General features: G+C 70.3%; 11 protein-coding genes. 5 read left to right on the top strand and 6 right to left on the bottom strand.

All coding sequences use genetic code 11. The annotated features are described in order from the left end of the window. Nucleotides 1-12: 12 nt before the first annotated feature. Together proB and galE are read right to left on the bottom strand one after the other, a co-directional pair. Nucleotides 13-1,137 (bottom strand): glutamate 5-kinase, encoded by a 1,125-nt coding sequence (gene proB / locus ACIRFH_RS00475; RefSeq protein WP_403516219.1) that lies wholly within the window; start codon nucleotides 1,135-1,137, stop codon nucleotides 13-15. A gap of 356 nt (nucleotides 1,138-1,493) precedes the next feature. Continuing rightward, nucleotides 1,494-2,465, bottom strand: a complete 972-nt coding sequence (gene galE, locus ACIRFH_RS00480; RefSeq protein WP_403516222.1) for a UDP-glucose 4-epimerase GalE — start codon at nucleotides 2,463-2,465, stop codon at nucleotides 1,494-1,496. Between the two features lie 330 nt (nucleotides 2,466-2,795). Here galE and ACIRFH_RS00485 point away from each other — a divergent pair, with 330 nt between their 5' ends. Further along, nucleotides 2,796-5,081: a CDP-glycerol glycerophosphotransferase family protein gene (locus ACIRFH_RS00485; RefSeq protein ID WP_403516224.1), complete on the top strand. Its 2,286-nt coding sequence runs from the start codon at nucleotides 2,796-2,798 to the stop codon at nucleotides 5,079-5,081. Nucleotides 5,082-5,153: 72 nt separating this feature from the next. Here ACIRFH_RS00485 and ACIRFH_RS00490 read toward each other — a convergent pair whose 3' ends face one another. Next, nucleotides 5,154-7,178 (bottom strand): GtrA family protein, encoded by a 2,025-nt coding sequence (locus ACIRFH_RS00490; RefSeq protein WP_403516227.1) that lies wholly within the window; start codon nucleotides 7,176-7,178, stop codon nucleotides 5,154-5,156. A gap of 101 nt (nucleotides 7,179-7,279) precedes the next feature. Here ACIRFH_RS00490 and ACIRFH_RS00495 point away from each other — a divergent pair, with 101 nt between their 5' ends. The 4 genes from ACIRFH_RS00495 to ACIRFH_RS00510 all read left to right on the top strand — a co-directional run bounded on the left by ACIRFH_RS00495 (nucleotide 7,280) and on the right by ACIRFH_RS00510 (nucleotide 14,572). Next, the gene (locus ACIRFH_RS00495) at nucleotides 7,280-8,269 is read left to right on the top strand and encodes a glycosyltransferase family 2 protein (RefSeq protein ID WP_403516230.1); all 990 of its coding nucleotides are present in this window, start codon (nucleotides 7,280-7,282) and stop codon (nucleotides 8,267-8,269) included. Between the two features lie 523 nt (nucleotides 8,270-8,792). Then, the gene (locus tag ACIRFH_RS00500; protein WP_403516233.1) at nucleotides 8,793-11,642 is read left to right on the top strand and encodes a CDP-glycerol glycerophosphotransferase family protein; all 2,850 of its coding nucleotides are present in this window, start codon (nucleotides 8,793-8,795) and stop codon (nucleotides 11,640-11,642) included. Then, nucleotides 11,642-12,847: a glycosyltransferase gene (locus ACIRFH_RS00505; protein WP_403516236.1), complete on the top strand. Its 1,206-nt coding sequence runs from the start codon at nucleotides 11,642-11,644 to the stop codon at nucleotides 12,845-12,847. The genes ACIRFH_RS00500 and ACIRFH_RS00505 overlap by 1 nt, the downstream gene beginning before the upstream one ends. A gap of 510 nt (nucleotides 12,848-13,357) precedes the next feature. Continuing rightward, nucleotides 13,358-14,572, top strand: a complete 1,215-nt coding sequence (locus ACIRFH_RS00510; protein WP_403516238.1) for an acyltransferase family protein — start codon at nucleotides 13,358-13,360, stop codon at nucleotides 14,570-14,572. A 58-nt stretch (nucleotides 14,573-14,630) separates the two neighbouring features. On the opposite strand, the gene obgE is transcribed toward ACIRFH_RS00510, so the two are convergent. The 3 genes from obgE to rplU all read right to left on the bottom strand — a co-directional run bounded on the left by obgE (nucleotide 14,631) and on the right by rplU (nucleotide 16,762). Next, on the bottom strand, nucleotides 14,631-16,067 hold the full coding sequence (obgE, locus tag ACIRFH_RS00515; protein WP_403516241.1) for a GTPase ObgE: 1,437 nt from the start codon (nucleotides 16,065-16,067) through the stop codon (nucleotides 14,631-14,633). Between the two features lie 105 nt (nucleotides 16,068-16,172). Beyond that, a complete protein-coding gene (gene rpmA, locus ACIRFH_RS00520) occupies nucleotides 16,173-16,427 on the bottom strand; it encodes a 50S ribosomal protein L27 (RefSeq protein WP_003976205.1) in 255 nt (84 codons plus the stop codon). A 14-nt stretch (nucleotides 16,428-16,441) separates the two neighbouring features. Further along, nucleotides 16,442-16,762 carry a 50S ribosomal protein L21 gene (gene rplU, locus ACIRFH_RS00525; protein WP_403516245.1) on the bottom strand — a complete coding sequence of 107 codons (321 nt, stop codon included), beginning with the start codon at nucleotides 16,760-16,762 and terminating at the stop codon, nucleotides 16,442-16,444. Between the last annotated feature and the right edge of the window lie 29 nt (nucleotides 16,763-16,791).

Genomic DNA, 16,791 nt, shown 5'->3' on the forward strand with positions numbered 1-16,791 from the left:
CGTTTCGACCCATTACGGATGCAGGATCACCAGATCGTCCCTGTGTACGATCTCGCGTTCGTACGCCGGTCCGAGCTCGCGCGCCAGCTCCCGGGTGGAGCGGCCGATCAGCCGGGGGATCTCCTTGGCGTCGAAGCCGACGAGTCCCCGGGCCACCGCGCGCCCCTCGCCGTCGCGCAGTTCCACGGGGTCGCCCGCGGCGAACTCGCCCTCGACGCCGGCGATCCCGGCCGGGAGCAGTGACTTGCGGCCCTCGACGACCGCGCGCACCGCCCCGGCGTCGAGCACGAGCGCGCCGCGCGGGGCGGAGGCGTGCTGGAGCCACAGCAGGCGGTCGGTGGAGCGCTTGCCGGTGGCGTGGAAGTAGGTGCCGGTGTCCTTGCCGGCCAGGGCGTCGGCGGCGTGGACCGCGCTGGTCAGCACCACGGGGATGCCGGCGGCCGCGGCGATCCGGGCGGCCTCGACCTTGGTGACCATGCCGCCGGTGCCGACGCCGGCCTTGCCGGCGCTGCCGATCTCGACGTGCGCGAGGTCGGCCGGTCCCCGCACCTGAGCTATCCGCGAGGTGCCCGGCCTGCTCGGGTCGCCGTCGTAGACGCCGTCGACGTCGGACAGCAGCACCAGCAGGTCGGCGCGGACGAGGTGGGCGACGAGGGCGGCGAGCCGGTCGTTGTCGCCGAAGCGGATCTCGTCGGTGGCGACGGTGTCGTTCTCGTTGACGACCGGGAAGGCGCCCATCGCGAGGAGCTTGTCGAGGGTGCGGGAGGCGTTGCGGTGCTGGGAGCGACGGCTCATGTCGTCGGACGTCAGGAGCACCTGGCCGACCCGGACGCCGTAGCGGGCGAAGGAGGCGGTGTAGCGGGCCACCAGCAGGCCCTGGCCGACGCTGGCGGCGGCCTGCTGCCGGGCCAGGTCCCTCGGCCGGCGGCGCAGGCCGAGGGGGGCGAGGCCGGCGGCGATGGCGCCGGAGGAGACGAGGACGACCTCCTTGTCGGCGCCCCGCACCTTGGCGAGGACGTCGACGAGCGCGTCGACGCGGTCGGCGTCCAGGCCGCCGGCCGCCGTGGTCAGCGACGAGGAACCGACCTTGACGACGATCCTGCGGGCCTCGCCCACGGCTTGCCTTGCCCCTGCCACTGTGCCGCCTGCCCTCTCGCGTCGACGCGCGCCGGTGTCTGCGCTCGCCAGGCAATCTACGCGAACGGCGCCGTTCGCCGCGGGGCACGTCCAGGCTGCGGACAGGCCCGCGGCCCTTCGCCTCGCGCGGGCCCGCACGTACCGGCGGACGCCACCGGGACGTCCGCCGCACGCCCGGACACCCGTCGGCGTCCCGGTACGGCGCGCCGGTGCGTACGGCATCGGGCCCTGCCGGGCCGTGGCACACCGGTGACGCCTCCGCCCCGGTGCCGGTCCTCGGCCGTCACGGGTCGGCGACGGACCCGCGGGCGGCACCCGCACGCGGGTGCGGCCGCCCGCTCACCGCGGCGCCCCGTTCAGCCGCGCCGGTGGCACCAGCCCCGCCAGGCCGACTCGATCATGTCGTCCAGGCCGTACCGGGCGGACCAGCCCAGTTCCTCACGGGCGCGGTCGGCCGAGGCCACGACGCGGGCCGGGTCACCGGGCCTGCGCTCCGTCACCAACGGCGCGACATCCTCCTTGCCGGTGACCTTGAGGATGCGGTCCACCATCTCCCGGACCGAACTTCCCTCACCGCGCCCGATGTTGAGCGTGAGCGACGTGCCCTTCGGGGCGTCCTCCAGCCGCCGGGCCGCCGCGAGGTGCGCCGAGGCGATGTCCTGCACGTGGATGTAGTCCCGTACACAGGTGCCGTCGGGTGTGGCGTAGTCGTCACCGAAGACACGCGGGGCGTCGCCCGCTTCCAGGCGTTCGAAGACCATGGGGATGAGGTTGGAGGCGCCGCTGTCGGACAGTTCGGGGCCGGCCGCTCCCGCGACGTTGAAGTAACGCAGGGAGGCGGCGCGGACGCCGTGGGCCCGGGCGGCCGCCGCGATCAGCCACTCGCCGATCAGCTTGCTCTCGCCGTAGGGGCTCATCGGCAGACACGGGGTGTCCTCCGTGACCAGGTCCACGTCCGGCATGCCGTAGACCGCGGCGGACGAGGAGAAGACGAGGCGGTCGACACCACCGGCGGTCATGGCCTCCAGAAGGGTCTGCAGACCCGTGACGTTCTCCCGGTAGTAGTGGAGCGGCCGCTCCACCGACTCCCCCACCTGCTTCTTGGCCGCGATGTGCACCACACCGGTCACGGCGTGGTCCCGCATCGCGCTTCCCAGGAGGGGGCCGTCCAGCACGCTGCCGACGACCAGGGGCACACCGTCGGGCACCTTGTCGGCGCTCCCGGTGGACAGGTCGTCGAAGACGACCACGCGCTCACCGCCGTCGGCCAGGGCACGCACCACATGCGCACCGATGTATCCGGCTCCGCCCGTGACCAGCCAGCTCATCCTCTTGCCTCCCAGTTGTCGTCTCGGAATGCAGACTCGTCCGTGCGCAGCCGAAAATCGAGTCGGGCACAAAGGGCGGAAAACGTCAAAAAGGGCATTCGCATCGGAGGTGAGGAAGTCCCGGTCCGGCACCGGCCGGCCGCTCCCCTTCCGTCACCGCTCCGTGTCCGGGCCGCTGGACGGCCCCTTCGAACCCGGCCACCTCTCCCACGGAAACTTCATGTGAAACCTTTACGCTGAAACGGCGGAACGCCCGGGTCCGCCGACACCGGAGCGTGTTCCGGTCCCAGCCCGCGTTCCCGTAGTCCAGTCTCGGAACAGGTTGCAAGGATGCCCAAGTTCACTCTCGTCGTCCCCGTGTACAAGGTGAGGGGCTACCTGCCCGAATGCCTCGACTCCGTCCTGGGGCAGGACTACACGGACTTCGAGGTCATCGCCGTCGACGACTGCTCACCGGACGGATCGGGCGTCATCCTCGACGAGTACGCGCAACGGGACGGCCGGATCCGTGTGATTCATCTCATGCAGAATGTCGGCCTGGGGCGCGCGCGCAACGCGGGACTGGAAAAGGCTCAGGGCGAGTACGTGCTCTTCCTGGACAGCGACGACACGCTGACCGACGGAGCGCTCGAGGCGATCGCGGACCGTCTCGAGGAAACCGGGAATCCGGAGATCCTCGTCTACGACTACGCCCGCACCTTCTGGGACGCGAGTGTCCACCGCAACGCGCGGGCCGGCCTGCTCACGCAGGAGGGCCCCGACACCTTCTCCCTCGCCGAGCGGCCCGAGCTGCTCGATCTGCTGCAGATCGTCTGGAACAAGGCGTACCGGCGTGACTTCATCACCCGGACCGGGCTCACCTTCCCGCCGGGGTACTACGAGGACGCCCCCTGGACGTTCTGCTCGATGATCAGCGCCGAGCGGATCGCCGTGCTGGACCGCGTCTGCGTGCACTACCGGCAGCGCCGCGAGGGCGGGAACATCCTCAAGACGGTCAGCCGTAAGCACTTCGACGTCTTCGACCAGTACCGCCGCGTCTTCGGCTTCCTCGACGCGCACCGGGAACCGGAGCAGTGGCGCGGCCCGTTGTTCCGCAAGATGGTCGACCACTACCTGACCATCCTGGAGCGCCCCGGCCGACTGCCGCGCGAAGCCCGGGCGGAGTTCTTCCACCGGGCCGCCGCCGACTATCGCGCGCGTCTGCCCCGGGGCTTTCAGCCGCCGGCCGACCGCCGCCGTCACAAGTACGCGATGCTGGAACGCGACGCGTATCCGGCCATGGTGGGCGCGCTGGCCGCGTCGAGGGTCCGTCAGAGCGTGCGGACACGCGCCCGGAGCACGGTCCACCGCTCCAGGCGCGGCGTGATGGGTGCCTTCTACCGGTCGCAGCTGCGGCTGCCCCTGGACGAGAACCTGGCGGTCTTCTCCGCGTACTGGAGCCGCGGCGTCTCCTGCAACCCCGCGGCCATCGACGCCGAACTGGCCCGTCTGGCGCCCCACGTCCGCCGGGTGTGGGTCGTACGGCCGGAAGCGGTGGAGCAGGTGCCCGCGGGCGTGGAGTACGTACGCGTGGGCTCACGGGGGTACTGGGCCGCCGTGGCACGGGCCAAGTACCTCGTCAACAACGTGAACTTCGCGGACTCGGTGGTGAAGCGAGCGGGCCAGATCCATGTGCAGACCCACCACGGCACTCCGCTCAAGAGCATGGGCCTGGACCAGCAGAAGTACCCGGCGTCCACGAACATGGACTTCCACAAGCTGCTGCGGCGCTGCGACCGCTGGGACTTCAGCATCAGCTCGAACCGGTTCTCGACCAGCGTGTGGGAGCGGGTCTATCCCAGCTCGTACACCACCCTGGAGACGGGCTACCCGCGCAACGACATCCTCCTCACCGCCGGGGCCGAGGACGTGCGCGCGGCCCGCGAGGACCTGGGACTGCGCGAGGGCACTACGGCCTTCCTCTACATGCCCACGCACCGCGAGTACCAGAGCGGCTTCGTGCCCCGCCTCGATCTGGAGCGGCTCGCCGAGCGGCTGGGCCCCGACGTCACGCTGCTGGTGCGGGGCCACTACTTCTACGGCGGCTCCCCCCGGCTCACCGAGCTGCGGTCCGCCGGACGGATCGTCGACGTGTCGGCCCACCCGTCGGTGGAGCGGCTGTACCTCGCCTCCGACGGCCTGATCACCGACTACTCCTCGGCCATGTTCGACTACGCGAACCTGGACCGTCCCATCATCGTCTTCGCCGACGACTGGGACACGTACTCCGTCGTCCGCGGCACCTACTTCGACGTGCTGCGCCGTCCTCCGGGCGCCGTCGCCACGACGCAGGAGGAACTGACCGACCTGCTCCGCTCCGACGGCTGGCGCGATGCCCGGGCCGCCGAGGCCCGGGCCCGTTTCCGGGAAGCCTTCTGCGACTTCGACGACGGGCACGCGGCCGAACGGGTCGTCCGCCACGTCTTCCTCGGTGAGCCGCTCGCGGACCTGCCCCCGATCGTGCCGCTGGCCGAGCGGGTGCCCGCCCCGTCCCCGGGCCGGGCCGCGGCCGTCCCGTCCCCGCGCCGGACCGCGTCCGCCCCGCCCGGTCTTCGCCCTCCGGTCCGGGAGCACTGAACCGGGTTCCCGTCCGGGGGCGCCTCGGTGCCCCCGGTGCCGTCCTCCCGCAGTCGGCCGGTCAGGGTCCGGTCAGAGGCCGGTCGCCCCGGAGACGACCGGACCCGCCGGGTGCCGCGCGGTCGCGTCGGCCACGGACGGACCGCTCACGGGTGCCCCGTCCGGCGTGGCCGGCTCGGGGGCCGCCGTGACCGGCTCGGCCTCCCGCTCGGCGCGCCCCGAGCGCCGCGCCATGACGGCGCCGCTCACCGCCAGCACCACCCCGAGGGTGCCGGCGATCGCGGGCCAGTACACGTAGCGGTAGTTCGCCTGGGGTGCGGTGGGCAGGTAGGTGGCGATGTAGAGGACACCGCTCACCCCGAGAAGACGCAGCTCCCGCGACCACGGCCCGGCCCAGCGGCGGCGCAGCGCCAGCACCAGCGAGACCGCCAGCCAGAACCAGCCCTGGAACAGCCAGGAGGCGTCGCGGTAGAAGCCGGTCACGTAGGACTTCTTGACGGCGTCCAGGGACGTGTTGACCTGAGCGCCCTTCGGCATGACGGTGGCGTCGCCGTCGAGGTACTGGAGATTGCCCTGGAACAGCAGCCGGGTGAAGGTCCGGGAGCGGTACTCGGCGTAGCCGACCACGTGACGCGGCATCTGCTGCGTCCACATCTTCAGCAGGACGTCGGCCTGGTCGGCCTCGATGTGCGGGCCGACCGCGTCCCGGTCACCCGGCTTGTGCGGGTAGCAGACGAAGTAGGCGTCCCAGGCGATGTTCTTGTCCTGGCAGGTCCGAGCGGTCGTCACCAGGTCGTCGGTGAACTCCGGGCTCGCTCCGGCCTTCGTCGCGGCGGAGCGCATCTGCTGCGGGGTGAGCACGTGGACCAGGTCGTCGAGGGGGATCTGCGCGTACTGACGCACCGAGAGCGGGTTGGTCACCGAGGACACGGTCACGCTGCCGACGGCGGCGATCGCCACCAGCGATCCGACGGCGATCAGCCAGCGGCGCCGGCCCGGACGCGGCCAGAGCGCGAACATCAGCAGCAGGAAGACCGGTACCACGGCCGGCAGGCCGTTCTTGCGCACCAGTACCGCGTAGGCGAGGAACAGCATGGCGAGGACCAGCAGGCCCCAACGGGCCCGCTCACGCTCCTCGGGCAGCTCCCGCGCGACGAGGGCGATGGCGCACACGGCCAGCAGCACGTAGGCCATGTGCACGTCCTTCCACACCACCCCGGTGAAGGTGACGACGTGCGGGGCGAGACCGAAGCCGAGCATCAGCAGCGACAGGCCGCGGCTGCCGGTCCGCCGCCAGAGGACGACCGCGAGGACCCAGAGGGTGCCCCACAGCACGGCGGTCTGGAGCGCGGCCATCGCGGACAGCGCGCCGGTGATGTCGATGAGCGTGCGCCAGAGCAGGGCCATGACCGGCGGGTGCCAGTCGGTCACCGGCCGGACCCCCTGCGCCTGCATCAGCTGCTCGAAGCTGTCCTGGCTGAGGTAGCCGGGGTGGAACGCCACGGAGACGGCGAAGCCGCAGATCGCGGCCGTCAGGGCCAGGAACCAGGGCCACATCCGGTCGTCCGACCAGGTGACACGGGAGTTCACACGCCGGCGGGCGGTCGTCGCGGACACGTCGGAGGAGTCCTCTCGGGAAGGGGTGAAGACGAGAGTGCGGTACACCGCGAACCGCATCAGCGTCGCAGCGGCCCAGCCCACCAGGCGGGCCGCGTTGTCACTCCACGGGGAGGACAGTCCGAACAGTTCGTGCGCGACGTAGACGGGGACGGCCGTGACCGCCATCCCGGCCAGGTTGACGCCGAGGAACCAGGCGACTTCACGCGGGTCGATCGGTCCCCTGCGGTCCCGGTACGTCCAGTAGCGGTTGCCCAGCCAGCTGACCACCATGGCCAGGAGCGTGGCGACCGCGGAGGCGGCGACCGGTGTGGAGTGCAGCGGTCCGGTGCGGTCCGGTGAACCGAAGATCAGGAAGTTGAAGCTCGCGGTCTCCACCACGAACGCGGCGGCGCCGACGAGACCGAAGGCCGCGACCTCTCGCCAGACGTTCCGCACCCAAGAGGGGATACGGCGGCTCCAGGCCGTCAAGTGCAGCATGGCGAGAGGCTAAACGCACGAACCGCGCCATTCAAATCACGATACGATCTGAACATGACCATTCACGGTCGGGCTTACGGAGCATCCTAGAGGATCATGGAATGAACCCTACAATCGCGTGCGTCGTCCCCTGTTACAACGAGGAGGCCGCCGTAGGCAACGTGGTACGCGATCTGCGCGCATCGCTGCCCGAGGCCGTCATCTACGTGTATGACAACGCCTCCACGGACAACACCGTCGCCGAGGCTCTGGCGGCGGGCGCGATCGTGCGCCACGAACCGCGCAAGGGCAAGGGCAACGTCATCCGACGGGCGTTCGCCGACGTCGAGGCCGATGCTCTGCTGATCATCGACGGTGACGACACCTACGATGCCTCCCGCGCCCGCGAAATGGTCGACCTGCTCTTCGAGGGCCCCTACGACCAGGTGGTCGGCGCCCGCCGTGAGATCGAGGAGACCGCCTACCGCCCCGGTCACGCGGTCGGCAACAAGATGCTCACCGGCGCCGTGCGCATGCTGTTCGGCAACGACGTGAGCGACATGCTCAGCGGTTACCGGGTCTTCTCACGGCGTTACATCAAGTCCTTCCCGGCGCTCTCGCACGAGTTCGAGACCGAGACCGAGATGACGGTGCACGCCCTCAGCCTGCGGCTGCCCACCGCGGAGATGGAGATCGACTTCAAGGACCGGCCCGCCGGCAGCGTGAGCAAGCTGCGCACGTACCGCGACGGCTGGCGCATCCTGAAGCTCATCCTGGGCCTGGCCCGGCGCCAGCGCCCCTCGCACTTCCACGCGGTGATCGCCGGCCTGCTGGTCCTCATCTCGCTCGCCCTCGGCCTGCCGGTGGTCGTCGAGTTCGCGCAGACCGGCACCGTGCCCCGGCTCCCCAGTGCCGTACTGGCCGCCGCCATCATGATCATCGCGGTGCTCGTACTGCTCGTCGGCTACATCCTCGAGTCCTTCATGCACATGCGCCAGGAGCAGGCACGCCTCGCCCACCTGCGCTACCCCGCACCGTCCCGCAGCGTGGACTTCGTGCCGGCGCACCTGGACAAGCAGACCCAGGAGATCAGGCCGGACGCCCGCTCCTGAGCCGGGCGACGACCGGGCTCGGCGGCGCCGCAGCCCCTCGAACGCGGCCGCGTCAGGGACGGAACGTCCCTGACGCGGCCGCGTTCGATGCGGGCACCGTCTCGCGGGCACCGGCGGCACGGGCCTTCCCGCCCCCACCGGGCCGACGCCGATCCGCTCGGCCGTACCGCGCACCACGGACCGGGGACGCCTCACCTCGGGCGGCTCGCGGTCGGGCGGAACCGCGACATCTCTCACAGCGTCTACGGAAGTGACACGGCAGCCGCACCGGGAGGGGCTGCCCCGGCACCGCGGTACCGGCCTCGTCATCGACGGACCGGACGGATCCTCAGGAGCACGCGTCGCCGCGCAGGGCTGTCGTCGGCCCGCTCCGGCCGCGCTCGGTGACGTTCCGCGACTCCGGTCAGATGTCGCTGCCGCTCAGGCGCCACGCCCTGGGCCACGCGGTCCTCCGTCCGTCACCGTGTGCACGCCGGAGAGATATCTTAGGTCCGAAGGTTCCAAAACGAGGGTTGAGGTTGCTGTGCCGGACATCTCCGTAGTGGTGATCGTCTACAACGACGCCGAGCGGCTGCCGACCGCTGTCCAGTCAGTGCTGGACCAGTCACTGCGGAATGTCGATGTCGTGATCGTCGACGACTGCAGTACCGACGGGTCCTTCCGGGTGGCGCAGGAACTGGAGGAGGCTCACCCCGGCCGGGTGCGCGCGTTCCAGCTGCCGGAGAACAGCGGCGCCGGCGGCGAGCCGCGCAACCTGGGCATCCAGCAGGCAACGGGCCGTTACATCATGTTCCTGGACAGCGACGACGTCCTGGAGCACAACGCCTGCCGGAACATGCTCGAAGCCGCCGACGAGACCGGCTCCGACATGGTTTCCGGCCTGTGCGTACGCCTGCACAAGGACACCCGCAACGACAGGCGTACCGAGTGGTACCCCTGGCTGTACTCGACCACGCGCACCGTGTCCTCCATCACCGAGCTGCCGGACCTGCTCGTGTGGGACACCCTGTCCACCAACAAGTGCTACCGGCGCGACTTCCTCATCGACAACGACCTGCGCTTCCCCAAGGGGATGTTCTACGAGGACCTGATGTTCATAGCCGAGGCCTACCTGGCCGCGGAGAGCATCACCCTCATCCCCAACCAGGTCTACTTCTGGCACGTGTACGAGCGGGCCGCGAACAAGTCGGTGACCAACAGCCGGCACGACATGACCAACTTCGTGCACCGGCTGGAGATCCACCGCCGCATCGACGCCCTCCTGGCGGAGCGCGGCATGACCGACCTGAAGCTCGCCAAGGACGTCAAGTTCCTCAAGCACGACCTGGTGCTGCACCTGCGCGACCTGCCGTTCCGCGACAACGCCTACCGCAGCGAGTTCGCCGAGCTGTCCCGTGAGTACATGGCCACCCTGAGCCCGGAGGCCTTCGACAAGGTCGATCCGATCCAGGCGATCTGCGCCTATCTGCTGCAGCAGGGCGACTGGGAGCGGCTGATCCCGGCCGTCGACACCCTCACGCACCGTGCCAAGATCTCCTCCCCGCTCGCCGAGCGGGACGGCCGGATCTACTGGTGCGCCGAGCACCTGGACGACGAGCAGGGCCGCGCCGTCCTGGACGTGACGAGCCTCGGCTACCACGAGACGCCGCTGCACCGGATGTTCCTGCGCAACCAGCTCTCGGACTTCGCGGTCACGGACCACACGGTGCGCATGGCCGGCGACATCGTCAACCCGCTGGGCGTGATACCGGCCGGTGCGGAGCTGAAGGGCGAGCTCCTGTTCAGCGCCCGCCGCCGCAGTCTCCAGTCCTTCACCTTCCCCGTGCGTGCCCTGCGTCACGACGGCGAGAGCGTGCACTGGGAGGCCGAGGCCGACCTCACCGACCGTCTGCGGCCCCTGGGCATCGTCGACGTCGTCTGGGACGTACGGCTCCATCTGGACGTGGACGGCGAGCGCACCACCACCCGGATCACCGTGGGCGACACCGACCTGTCCCCGCGCAACCTGCCGGTGCGGCCGCGTCTGACCCGCATGGTCGCCGACCACCTGCGGCCGCACGTCTCCGCGAAGGGCCACCTCGCCTTCCAGCTGATCACCGAGGGCCACGCCGGCCAGCGGATGCAGGAGTTCATCGACCGCGGGGTGCGGGGCAAGCCGGGCGCGCTCGCCAAGACGGGCTACCGCCAGGCGAAGTCCCTGCGCGCGACCCTCACCTCCGGCGAAACCAAACTCCGTGTCTACCACGAGGTCTTCAGCCGCCTCCCGATCAAGAAGCGCACCGTCGTCTTCGAGAGCCACCTGGGCCGCCAGTACAGCGACAGCCCGCGCGCCATCTACGAGGAGATGCGCCGCCAGGGGCTGAAGTTCGAGGCGATCTGGTCCTACCAGGGCAATCCGAAGGACTTCCCGAAGGACGTCACGCTGGTCCGCCGCTGGTCTCTGCCCTACCTCAAGGCACTGGCCCAGGCCGAGTTCTGGGTGGACAACCAGGGCTTCCCGCTGAAGCTGGTCAAGCGTCCCGAGACCACGTACATCCAGACCTGGCACGGCTCGGCGCTCAAGCGCATGGGCTTCGACCTCGCCGAGTTCAAGGCGATGACCCGGGCGCAGCAGCAGTTCCAGCAGGACGCGCTGGACCGCTTCGACCGCTTCCTGATCCGCTCCGAGCACGATGTGCGCACCCTGGCCAAGGCCTTCCGGCTGCAGGAGAAGACCCTGCTGCGTGTGGGGTACCCGCGCAACGACTCGCTGGTCCGCACCCGTCGGCAGGAGCTGGCGGAGGGCCGCCGCAAGCCCAGTCCGCTCGCCGCCGAACTGGGCATCCCGGAAGACAAGACCGTACTGCTGTACGCCCCGACCTTCCGCAAGGCCGGTGGCCGCAGCAGCCGCTTCGAGCTGCCCTTCGACGTGGAGCGGTTCGCCGAGGAGTTCGGCGACCGCTACGTGCTGCTGGTGCGCGCGCACTACCTCAACCACGTGGTGCTGCCACCGACCGTGCGCGGACGCGTCATCAACGTGTCCGCCCACCACGACGTCACCCCGATCATGGAGCTGGCGGACGCCCTGATCACGGACTACTCCTCCGTGATGTTCGACTACGCACTCCTCGACCGCCCCATGCTCTTCTTCGCGTACGACTACGAGGAATACGCCCACGCCAGTCGCGGCACCTACTTCGACCTCAGGGAGAACGCGCCGGGCCCGGTGTTCACCACCGAGGAGGAGTTGTACGCGGCGGTGAAGTCCTTGGACACCCAGGCACTCGACTACGCCTCGGCGCGTGAACAGTTCGTCGCCCGGTTCGGCGAGTACGACCAGGGCAACGCCGCCAAGAGCATCGTCGACCAGTTCTTCGCCGAGTGGAGCCGTTGATGGCCGAGCAGACCGCATCCCAGACCGAGACCGTCGAGGCCCCGCGGGCGGCATCGCCCTCACGCGACGTCTTCTTCGTCTCCAACAGCGTGAACGAGCTGGGCGGCATCACCAGCTGGTCCCACCAGATGGCCCGCCTGTTCAGCGACCGCGGCCACCGGGTCCACGTCGTCGGCATCGTCCCGCCCCCCGAGGGCCGCGCCGCCGACCTCCCCGACGACCTGCCGTACCGGACGACGACCCTGTACGACGTCCACCCGCCCGGTGTGAAGCGCACGCGTGGCCTCAAGGGCCGCCTCGACCTGGTCGAGCAGCGTCGCCAGGCGGCGCGGGACGCCGGCATGCGTGAGCAGGCCGCCAAGCTGACCGCCCTGTTCCGGGCGGCCCGCCCGGGCGCGGTCGTCATCGTCACGCAGGTGTGGGCGATGGAGTGGGTGGCCCTCGCCGACACTTCGAACGTGACCCTCATAGGCATGAGCCACGAGTCCTTCGAGACCTGCCGCAAGTCCTCCCGTTTCCAGCGGGTCCAGCGCTACTACGCCGACGTGGACCGCATGCTCACGCTGACCCGCGAGGACGCGGACCTGTGGATCCGCCGGCGCATGGACAATGTCGGTTTCATGCCGAACCCGCTGCCGTTCTTCCCGGAGACACCGTCGCGCCGCGAGTCCAAGACCGTGGTGAGCATCGGACGGCTGCACGAGGAGAAGGGCGTCGACCTGCTCCTGGAGGCCTGGGCCCAGGTCGCCCCCGAGCACCCCGACTGGACGTTGCGGATCTTCGGCGCGGGGCCCGAGGAGTCCGCGCTGCGCAAGCAGTCCGCCGAGCTCGGCGTCGAGTCCTCCGTGGAGTGGATGGGACGCACCAGTGACGTCCCGGGGGCGCTGCGGGACAGCTCCCTCTTCGTGCTCAGCTCCCGCGGTGAGGGCTTCCCGCTGGCCCTGATGGAGGCCATGGCCTCCGCCGTGCCCTGCGTCGCCTTCGACGTCGCTCCCGGCGTCCACGAGATCATCGAGGACGGGGTGGACGGCCTCCTCGCCCCGGCCGGCAACTCCGCGGAACTGGCCCGCCAGCTCAGCAAGCTGATCGCGGACAAGGAGCTGCGCGACCGGATGGGCGAGACGGCCCGCGTGAACATCCAGCGCTACTCCACCGACAAGATCGTCGCCCGCTGGGAAAGGCTCTTCGCCCTCCTCGAGCGGTGACACCCGCTCCTCTCCCTGTCCTCCCTCTCCCACAAGGGGGAGGACAGGGACGCGGCGGCCTCTCGGGCGCCGTCCCGGCGGCGCCGTCCGCACCCCCGGCCCCGCTCCGTCACCCGTGGCAACGAGCCACCCGCAGTCCGAGGACACGCGGCTGCGGGCCGCCGAGCCGACGGAACTCCCGCCCCCTCGTGCGCGACACCCTGTCGCCGCGGGTCCGCTCACGCGGGCCTTTCCCCCTCGGGCACGTGCTGGAACGGCTCGAAACCTCGAACTCCCGCCGTGTCTCGTCCCGTCCGGGCATCGCCGGGCAGCCTGCCGGACGTCCTCGAAGCGGTGTTCCTCGCCACGACGGCCGAGCGACTCGGCACCGGCCCGCCGTCGGACAGCCGGCCTGGAGAGCGAAGAGGACCGAGTAATCGAAAGGTACCTACAACCATTACCGCCGCGTGCAGGTCGTAAGGTGGCGGACCTCGATTGCGGACCTTTACGACAGGGCTGAAAGGCGGACGAATGAGTCAGACGGACCAACGAACACTGCCGGACCACTCGACGCGGCAGCCGCGCGAGGGCGCGGACGTCGCACGGGTGTCACCGGCGCGGGCCGCTGCCGAGCCGCCTGCGGCCGGGGCCGGTCCGGTCGTCCGCGGCAACCGGCTCGCCGCGCTGGACGGGCTGCGGTTCCTGGCCGCGCTGTCCGTCGTGCTCTTCCACTTCGTCGGCCAGACGCCGGGGGCCATGCAGTTCGTCTGGGGCCGCCCGTACTACGAGACCTTCCCGACGGCGCACGGCTACCTGGCCTTCGGCCGGCTCGGCGTCGAACTGTTCTTCCTCATCAGCGGTTTCGTCATCTGCATGAGCGCCTGGGGGCGCGCTCCGCGTGACTTCTTCATCTCGCGGGTGACCCGGCTCTATCCGATGTACTGGGCCGCGATCGCGGTGTCCGCCGCTGTCATCTACCTGTTCGACACCCCGTTCGGACACCCGAACCCCCGGATGCTGTTCGCCAACCTCACCATGCTGCAGGCGCCGCTCGGGGTGGACAACCTCGACCCGGTCTACTGGACGCTCTGGCCCGAGCTCTGCTTCTACCTCACCTTCTCGGTGGTGGTGTGGAAGGGCCTCACCTACCAGCGCGTGGTGATCTTCTGCGGCATCTGGACCGTCGCCGCGGTGCTGGCTCCCCGGGCCGGCATCCCGCTGCTCACGCTGCTGGTCAATCCGACGTCCGCGCCGTTCTTCATCGCCGGGCTGGCGTTCTACCTGATGTACCGCTTCCGGCCGACGCCCCTGCTGTGGGGCATCGTCGCCATGTCGTGGCTGCTGGCGCTGCACTTCCTGCTGGCGCCCCACGGCGGCCGCAACAACTGGGAGACCTGGGCGCCCTGGCGTGGCTGGCTGGTCCTGGTGATCACGGTGTTCTTCCTGTTGATCGCCGCCGTCGCCCTCGGCTGGACCAGCTGGATGCGCTGGCGGTGGCTGACCGTGGCGGGCACCCTGACCTTCCCGCTGTACCTGCTGCACGACGTCATCGGGGTCAGCGTGGTGCACCACTTCGCCCACAGCGGCAGCCCCTGGGCCGTGGTCGGGGTCACCGTCGCCGCACTCGTGGCGCTGTCGTACGTGGTGCAGCGGTTCGTCGAGCGTCCGGTGGCGCGTGCCGCGCGGCGCTGGCTGAACAGCGCCGCGTTCAGCCTGAAGCCGCCGCCGGAGCGGCCCCGGGCATGACCGTCGCTCCGGGGCCGTCGGAGGCGGGGATCCGTTCCGGGAACGGGTCCCCGCGACCCTAGAAGGGCTCGAAGCCGTCGAACTCCCGCTCCGCCTCGTCGCGTTCGGCGTCCCGGTCCCGGCGGCGCTGGGCGGCGGGGCGCGGTGCCTCGAAGCGGTGGTCCTCGCCGCGGCGGCCGAGCATCTCGGCGCCGGCCGTCACCGACGGCTCCCAGTCGAAGACGACCGCGTTGTCCTCGGGGCCGATGGCCACGCCGTCGCCGCCGCGGGCGCCGGCCTTCAGCAGCTGCTCCTCGACACCGAGGCGGTTGAGGCGGTCGGCGAGGTAGCCGACGGCCTCGTCGTTGTTGAAGTCGGTCTGGCGCACCCAGCGTTCGGGCTTCTCGCCGCGCACGCGGAACAGACCGTCCTCCTCGCGGGTGACGGTGAAGCCGGCGTCGTCCACGGCCTTGGGCCGGATGACGATCCGCGTGGCCTCCTCCTTCGGCCGGGCGGCACGCGACGTCGCCACCAGCTCGGCCAGCGCGAAGGACAGCTCCCGCAGCCCGATGTGGGCCACGGCCGACACCTCGAAGACCCGGTAGCCGCGCGCCTGAAGGTCCGGGCGGACCATCTCGGCGAGATCCTTGCCGTCGGGCACGTCGATCTTGTTGAGGACGACGATCCGGGGCCGGTTGTCCAGGCCGCCGTACTCGCGCAGCTCCGCTTCGATGATGTCCAGGTCGGAGACCGGGTCGCGGTCGGACTCCAGCGTCGCCGTGTCCAGGACGTGCACCAGCACGCTGCACCGCTCCACGTGCCGCAGGAACTCCAGGCCGAGGCCCTTGCCCTGGCTGGCGCCCGGGATGAGGCCGGGGACGTCCGCGATGGTGTAGACGGTCTCGCCGGCCGTCACCACGCCGAGGTTCGGCACCAGCGTCGTGAAGGGGTAGTCGGCGATCTTCGGCTTGGCCGCGCTCAGCACGGAGATCAGCGAGGACTTGCCGGCGCTCGGGTAGCCGACCAGCGCCACGTCCGCGACGGTCTTCAGCTCCAGGTGGATGTCCCGGAGGTCGCCGGGCTCGCCGAGCAGCGCGAAGCCGGGGGCCTTGCGGCGCGCGGAGGCGAGGGCCGCGTTGCCGAGGCCGCCCCGGCCGCCCTGTGCGGCGACGTAGGACGTGCCGTGGCCGACCAGGTCGGCGAGGACGTTGCCCGCCCCGTCGAGGACCACGGTGCCGTCGGGCACGGGCAGGATCAGGTCCTGGCCGTCCTTGCCGGAGCGGTTGCCGCCCTCGCCGGGCTTGCCGTTGGTGGCCTTGCGGTGCGGGGAGTGGTGGTAGTCGAGGAGCGTGGTCACCGACTGGTCGACGGTGAGGATCACGTCGCCGCCACGGCCGCCGTTGCCGCCGTCCGGGCCGCCGAGCGGCTTGAACTTCTCACGGTGGACGGAGGCACAGCCGTGGCCTCCGTTACCCGCGGCGACGTGCAGCTCGACGCGGTCCACGAAGGTGGTCATGGGATGTGCCTCCAGTTACTACGGGGTGGTGTCTGTTGGGTAACACGCGAAAGGCGGACCCGCTTCCCGACCGGGAAGTGAGGTCCGCCTCGCGAAAGATTCCGATCAGGCGACCGGAACGATGTTCACGACCTTGCGGCCACGGTGGGTGCCGAACTGCACCGCACCGGCCTGCAGCGCGAACAGCGTGTCGTCGCCGCCACGGCCGACGCCCGCACCCGGGTGGAAGTGGGTGCCGCGCTGGCGGACCAGGATCTCGCCCGCGTTGACGGCCTGACCACCGAAGCGCTTCACGCCGAGGCGCTGAGCGTTGGAGTCACGACCGTTACGGGTGGACGATGCGCCCTTCTTGTGTGCCATCTCTCCTCAGTCCCTTACTTCGCAGCCGCGGGGATCTCAGTGACCTTGATCGCCGTGTACTGCTGGCGGTGGCCCTGACGACGGCGGTAGCCGGTCTTGTTCTTGTAGCGCAGAATGTCGATCTTCTGGCCCTTGTGGTGGTCCACGACCTCGGCCTGGACCTTGATGCCGGCCAGCACCCACGGGTCGCTGGTCACAGCGTCGCCGTCGACCACGAGCAGGGTCGAGAGCTCGACCGTGTCGCCGACCTTGGCGTTGGAAATCTTGTCAACCTCAACGATGTCGCCGACAGCAACCTTGTGCTGGCGACCACCGCTGCGCACGATGGCGTACACGCGGATCTCACTCTCTACGCTCGGGAACG

It is taken from the genome of Streptomyces sp. NPDC093586 (assembly GCF_044764905.1).
Lineage (GTDB): Bacteria > Actinomycetota > Actinomycetes > Streptomycetales > Streptomycetaceae > Streptomyces.

Bases quoted from the DNA above. Each gene is read 5' to 3' on its own strand.
- galE (WP_403516222.1), bottom strand. From the start codon at position 2,465: ATGAGCTGGCTGGTCACGGGCGGAGCCGGATACATCGGTGCGCATGTG.
- ACIRFH_RS00485 (WP_403516224.1), top strand. From the start codon at position 2,796: ATGCCCAAGTTCACTCTCGTCGTCCCCGTGTACAAGGTGAGGGGCTAC.
- ACIRFH_RS00490 (WP_403516227.1), bottom strand. From the start codon at position 7,178: ATGCTGCACTTGACGGCCTGGAGCCGCCGTATCCCCTCTTGGGTGCGG.
- ACIRFH_RS00495 (WP_403516230.1), top strand. From the start codon at position 7,280: ATGAACCCTACAATCGCGTGCGTCGTCCCCTGTTACAACGAGGAGGCC.
- ACIRFH_RS00505 (WP_403516236.1), top strand. From the start codon at position 11,642: ATGGCCGAGCAGACCGCATCCCAGACCGAGACCGTCGAGGCCCCGCGG.
- ACIRFH_RS00510 (WP_403516238.1), top strand. From the start codon at position 13,358: ATGAGTCAGACGGACCAACGAACACTGCCGGACCACTCGACGCGGCAG.
- obgE (WP_403516241.1), bottom strand. From the start codon at position 16,067: ATGACCACCTTCGTGGACCGCGTCGAGCTGCACGTCGCCGCGGGTAAC.
- rpmA (WP_003976205.1), bottom strand. From the start codon at position 16,427: ATGGCACACAAGAAGGGCGCATCGTCCACCCGTAACGGTCGTGACTCC.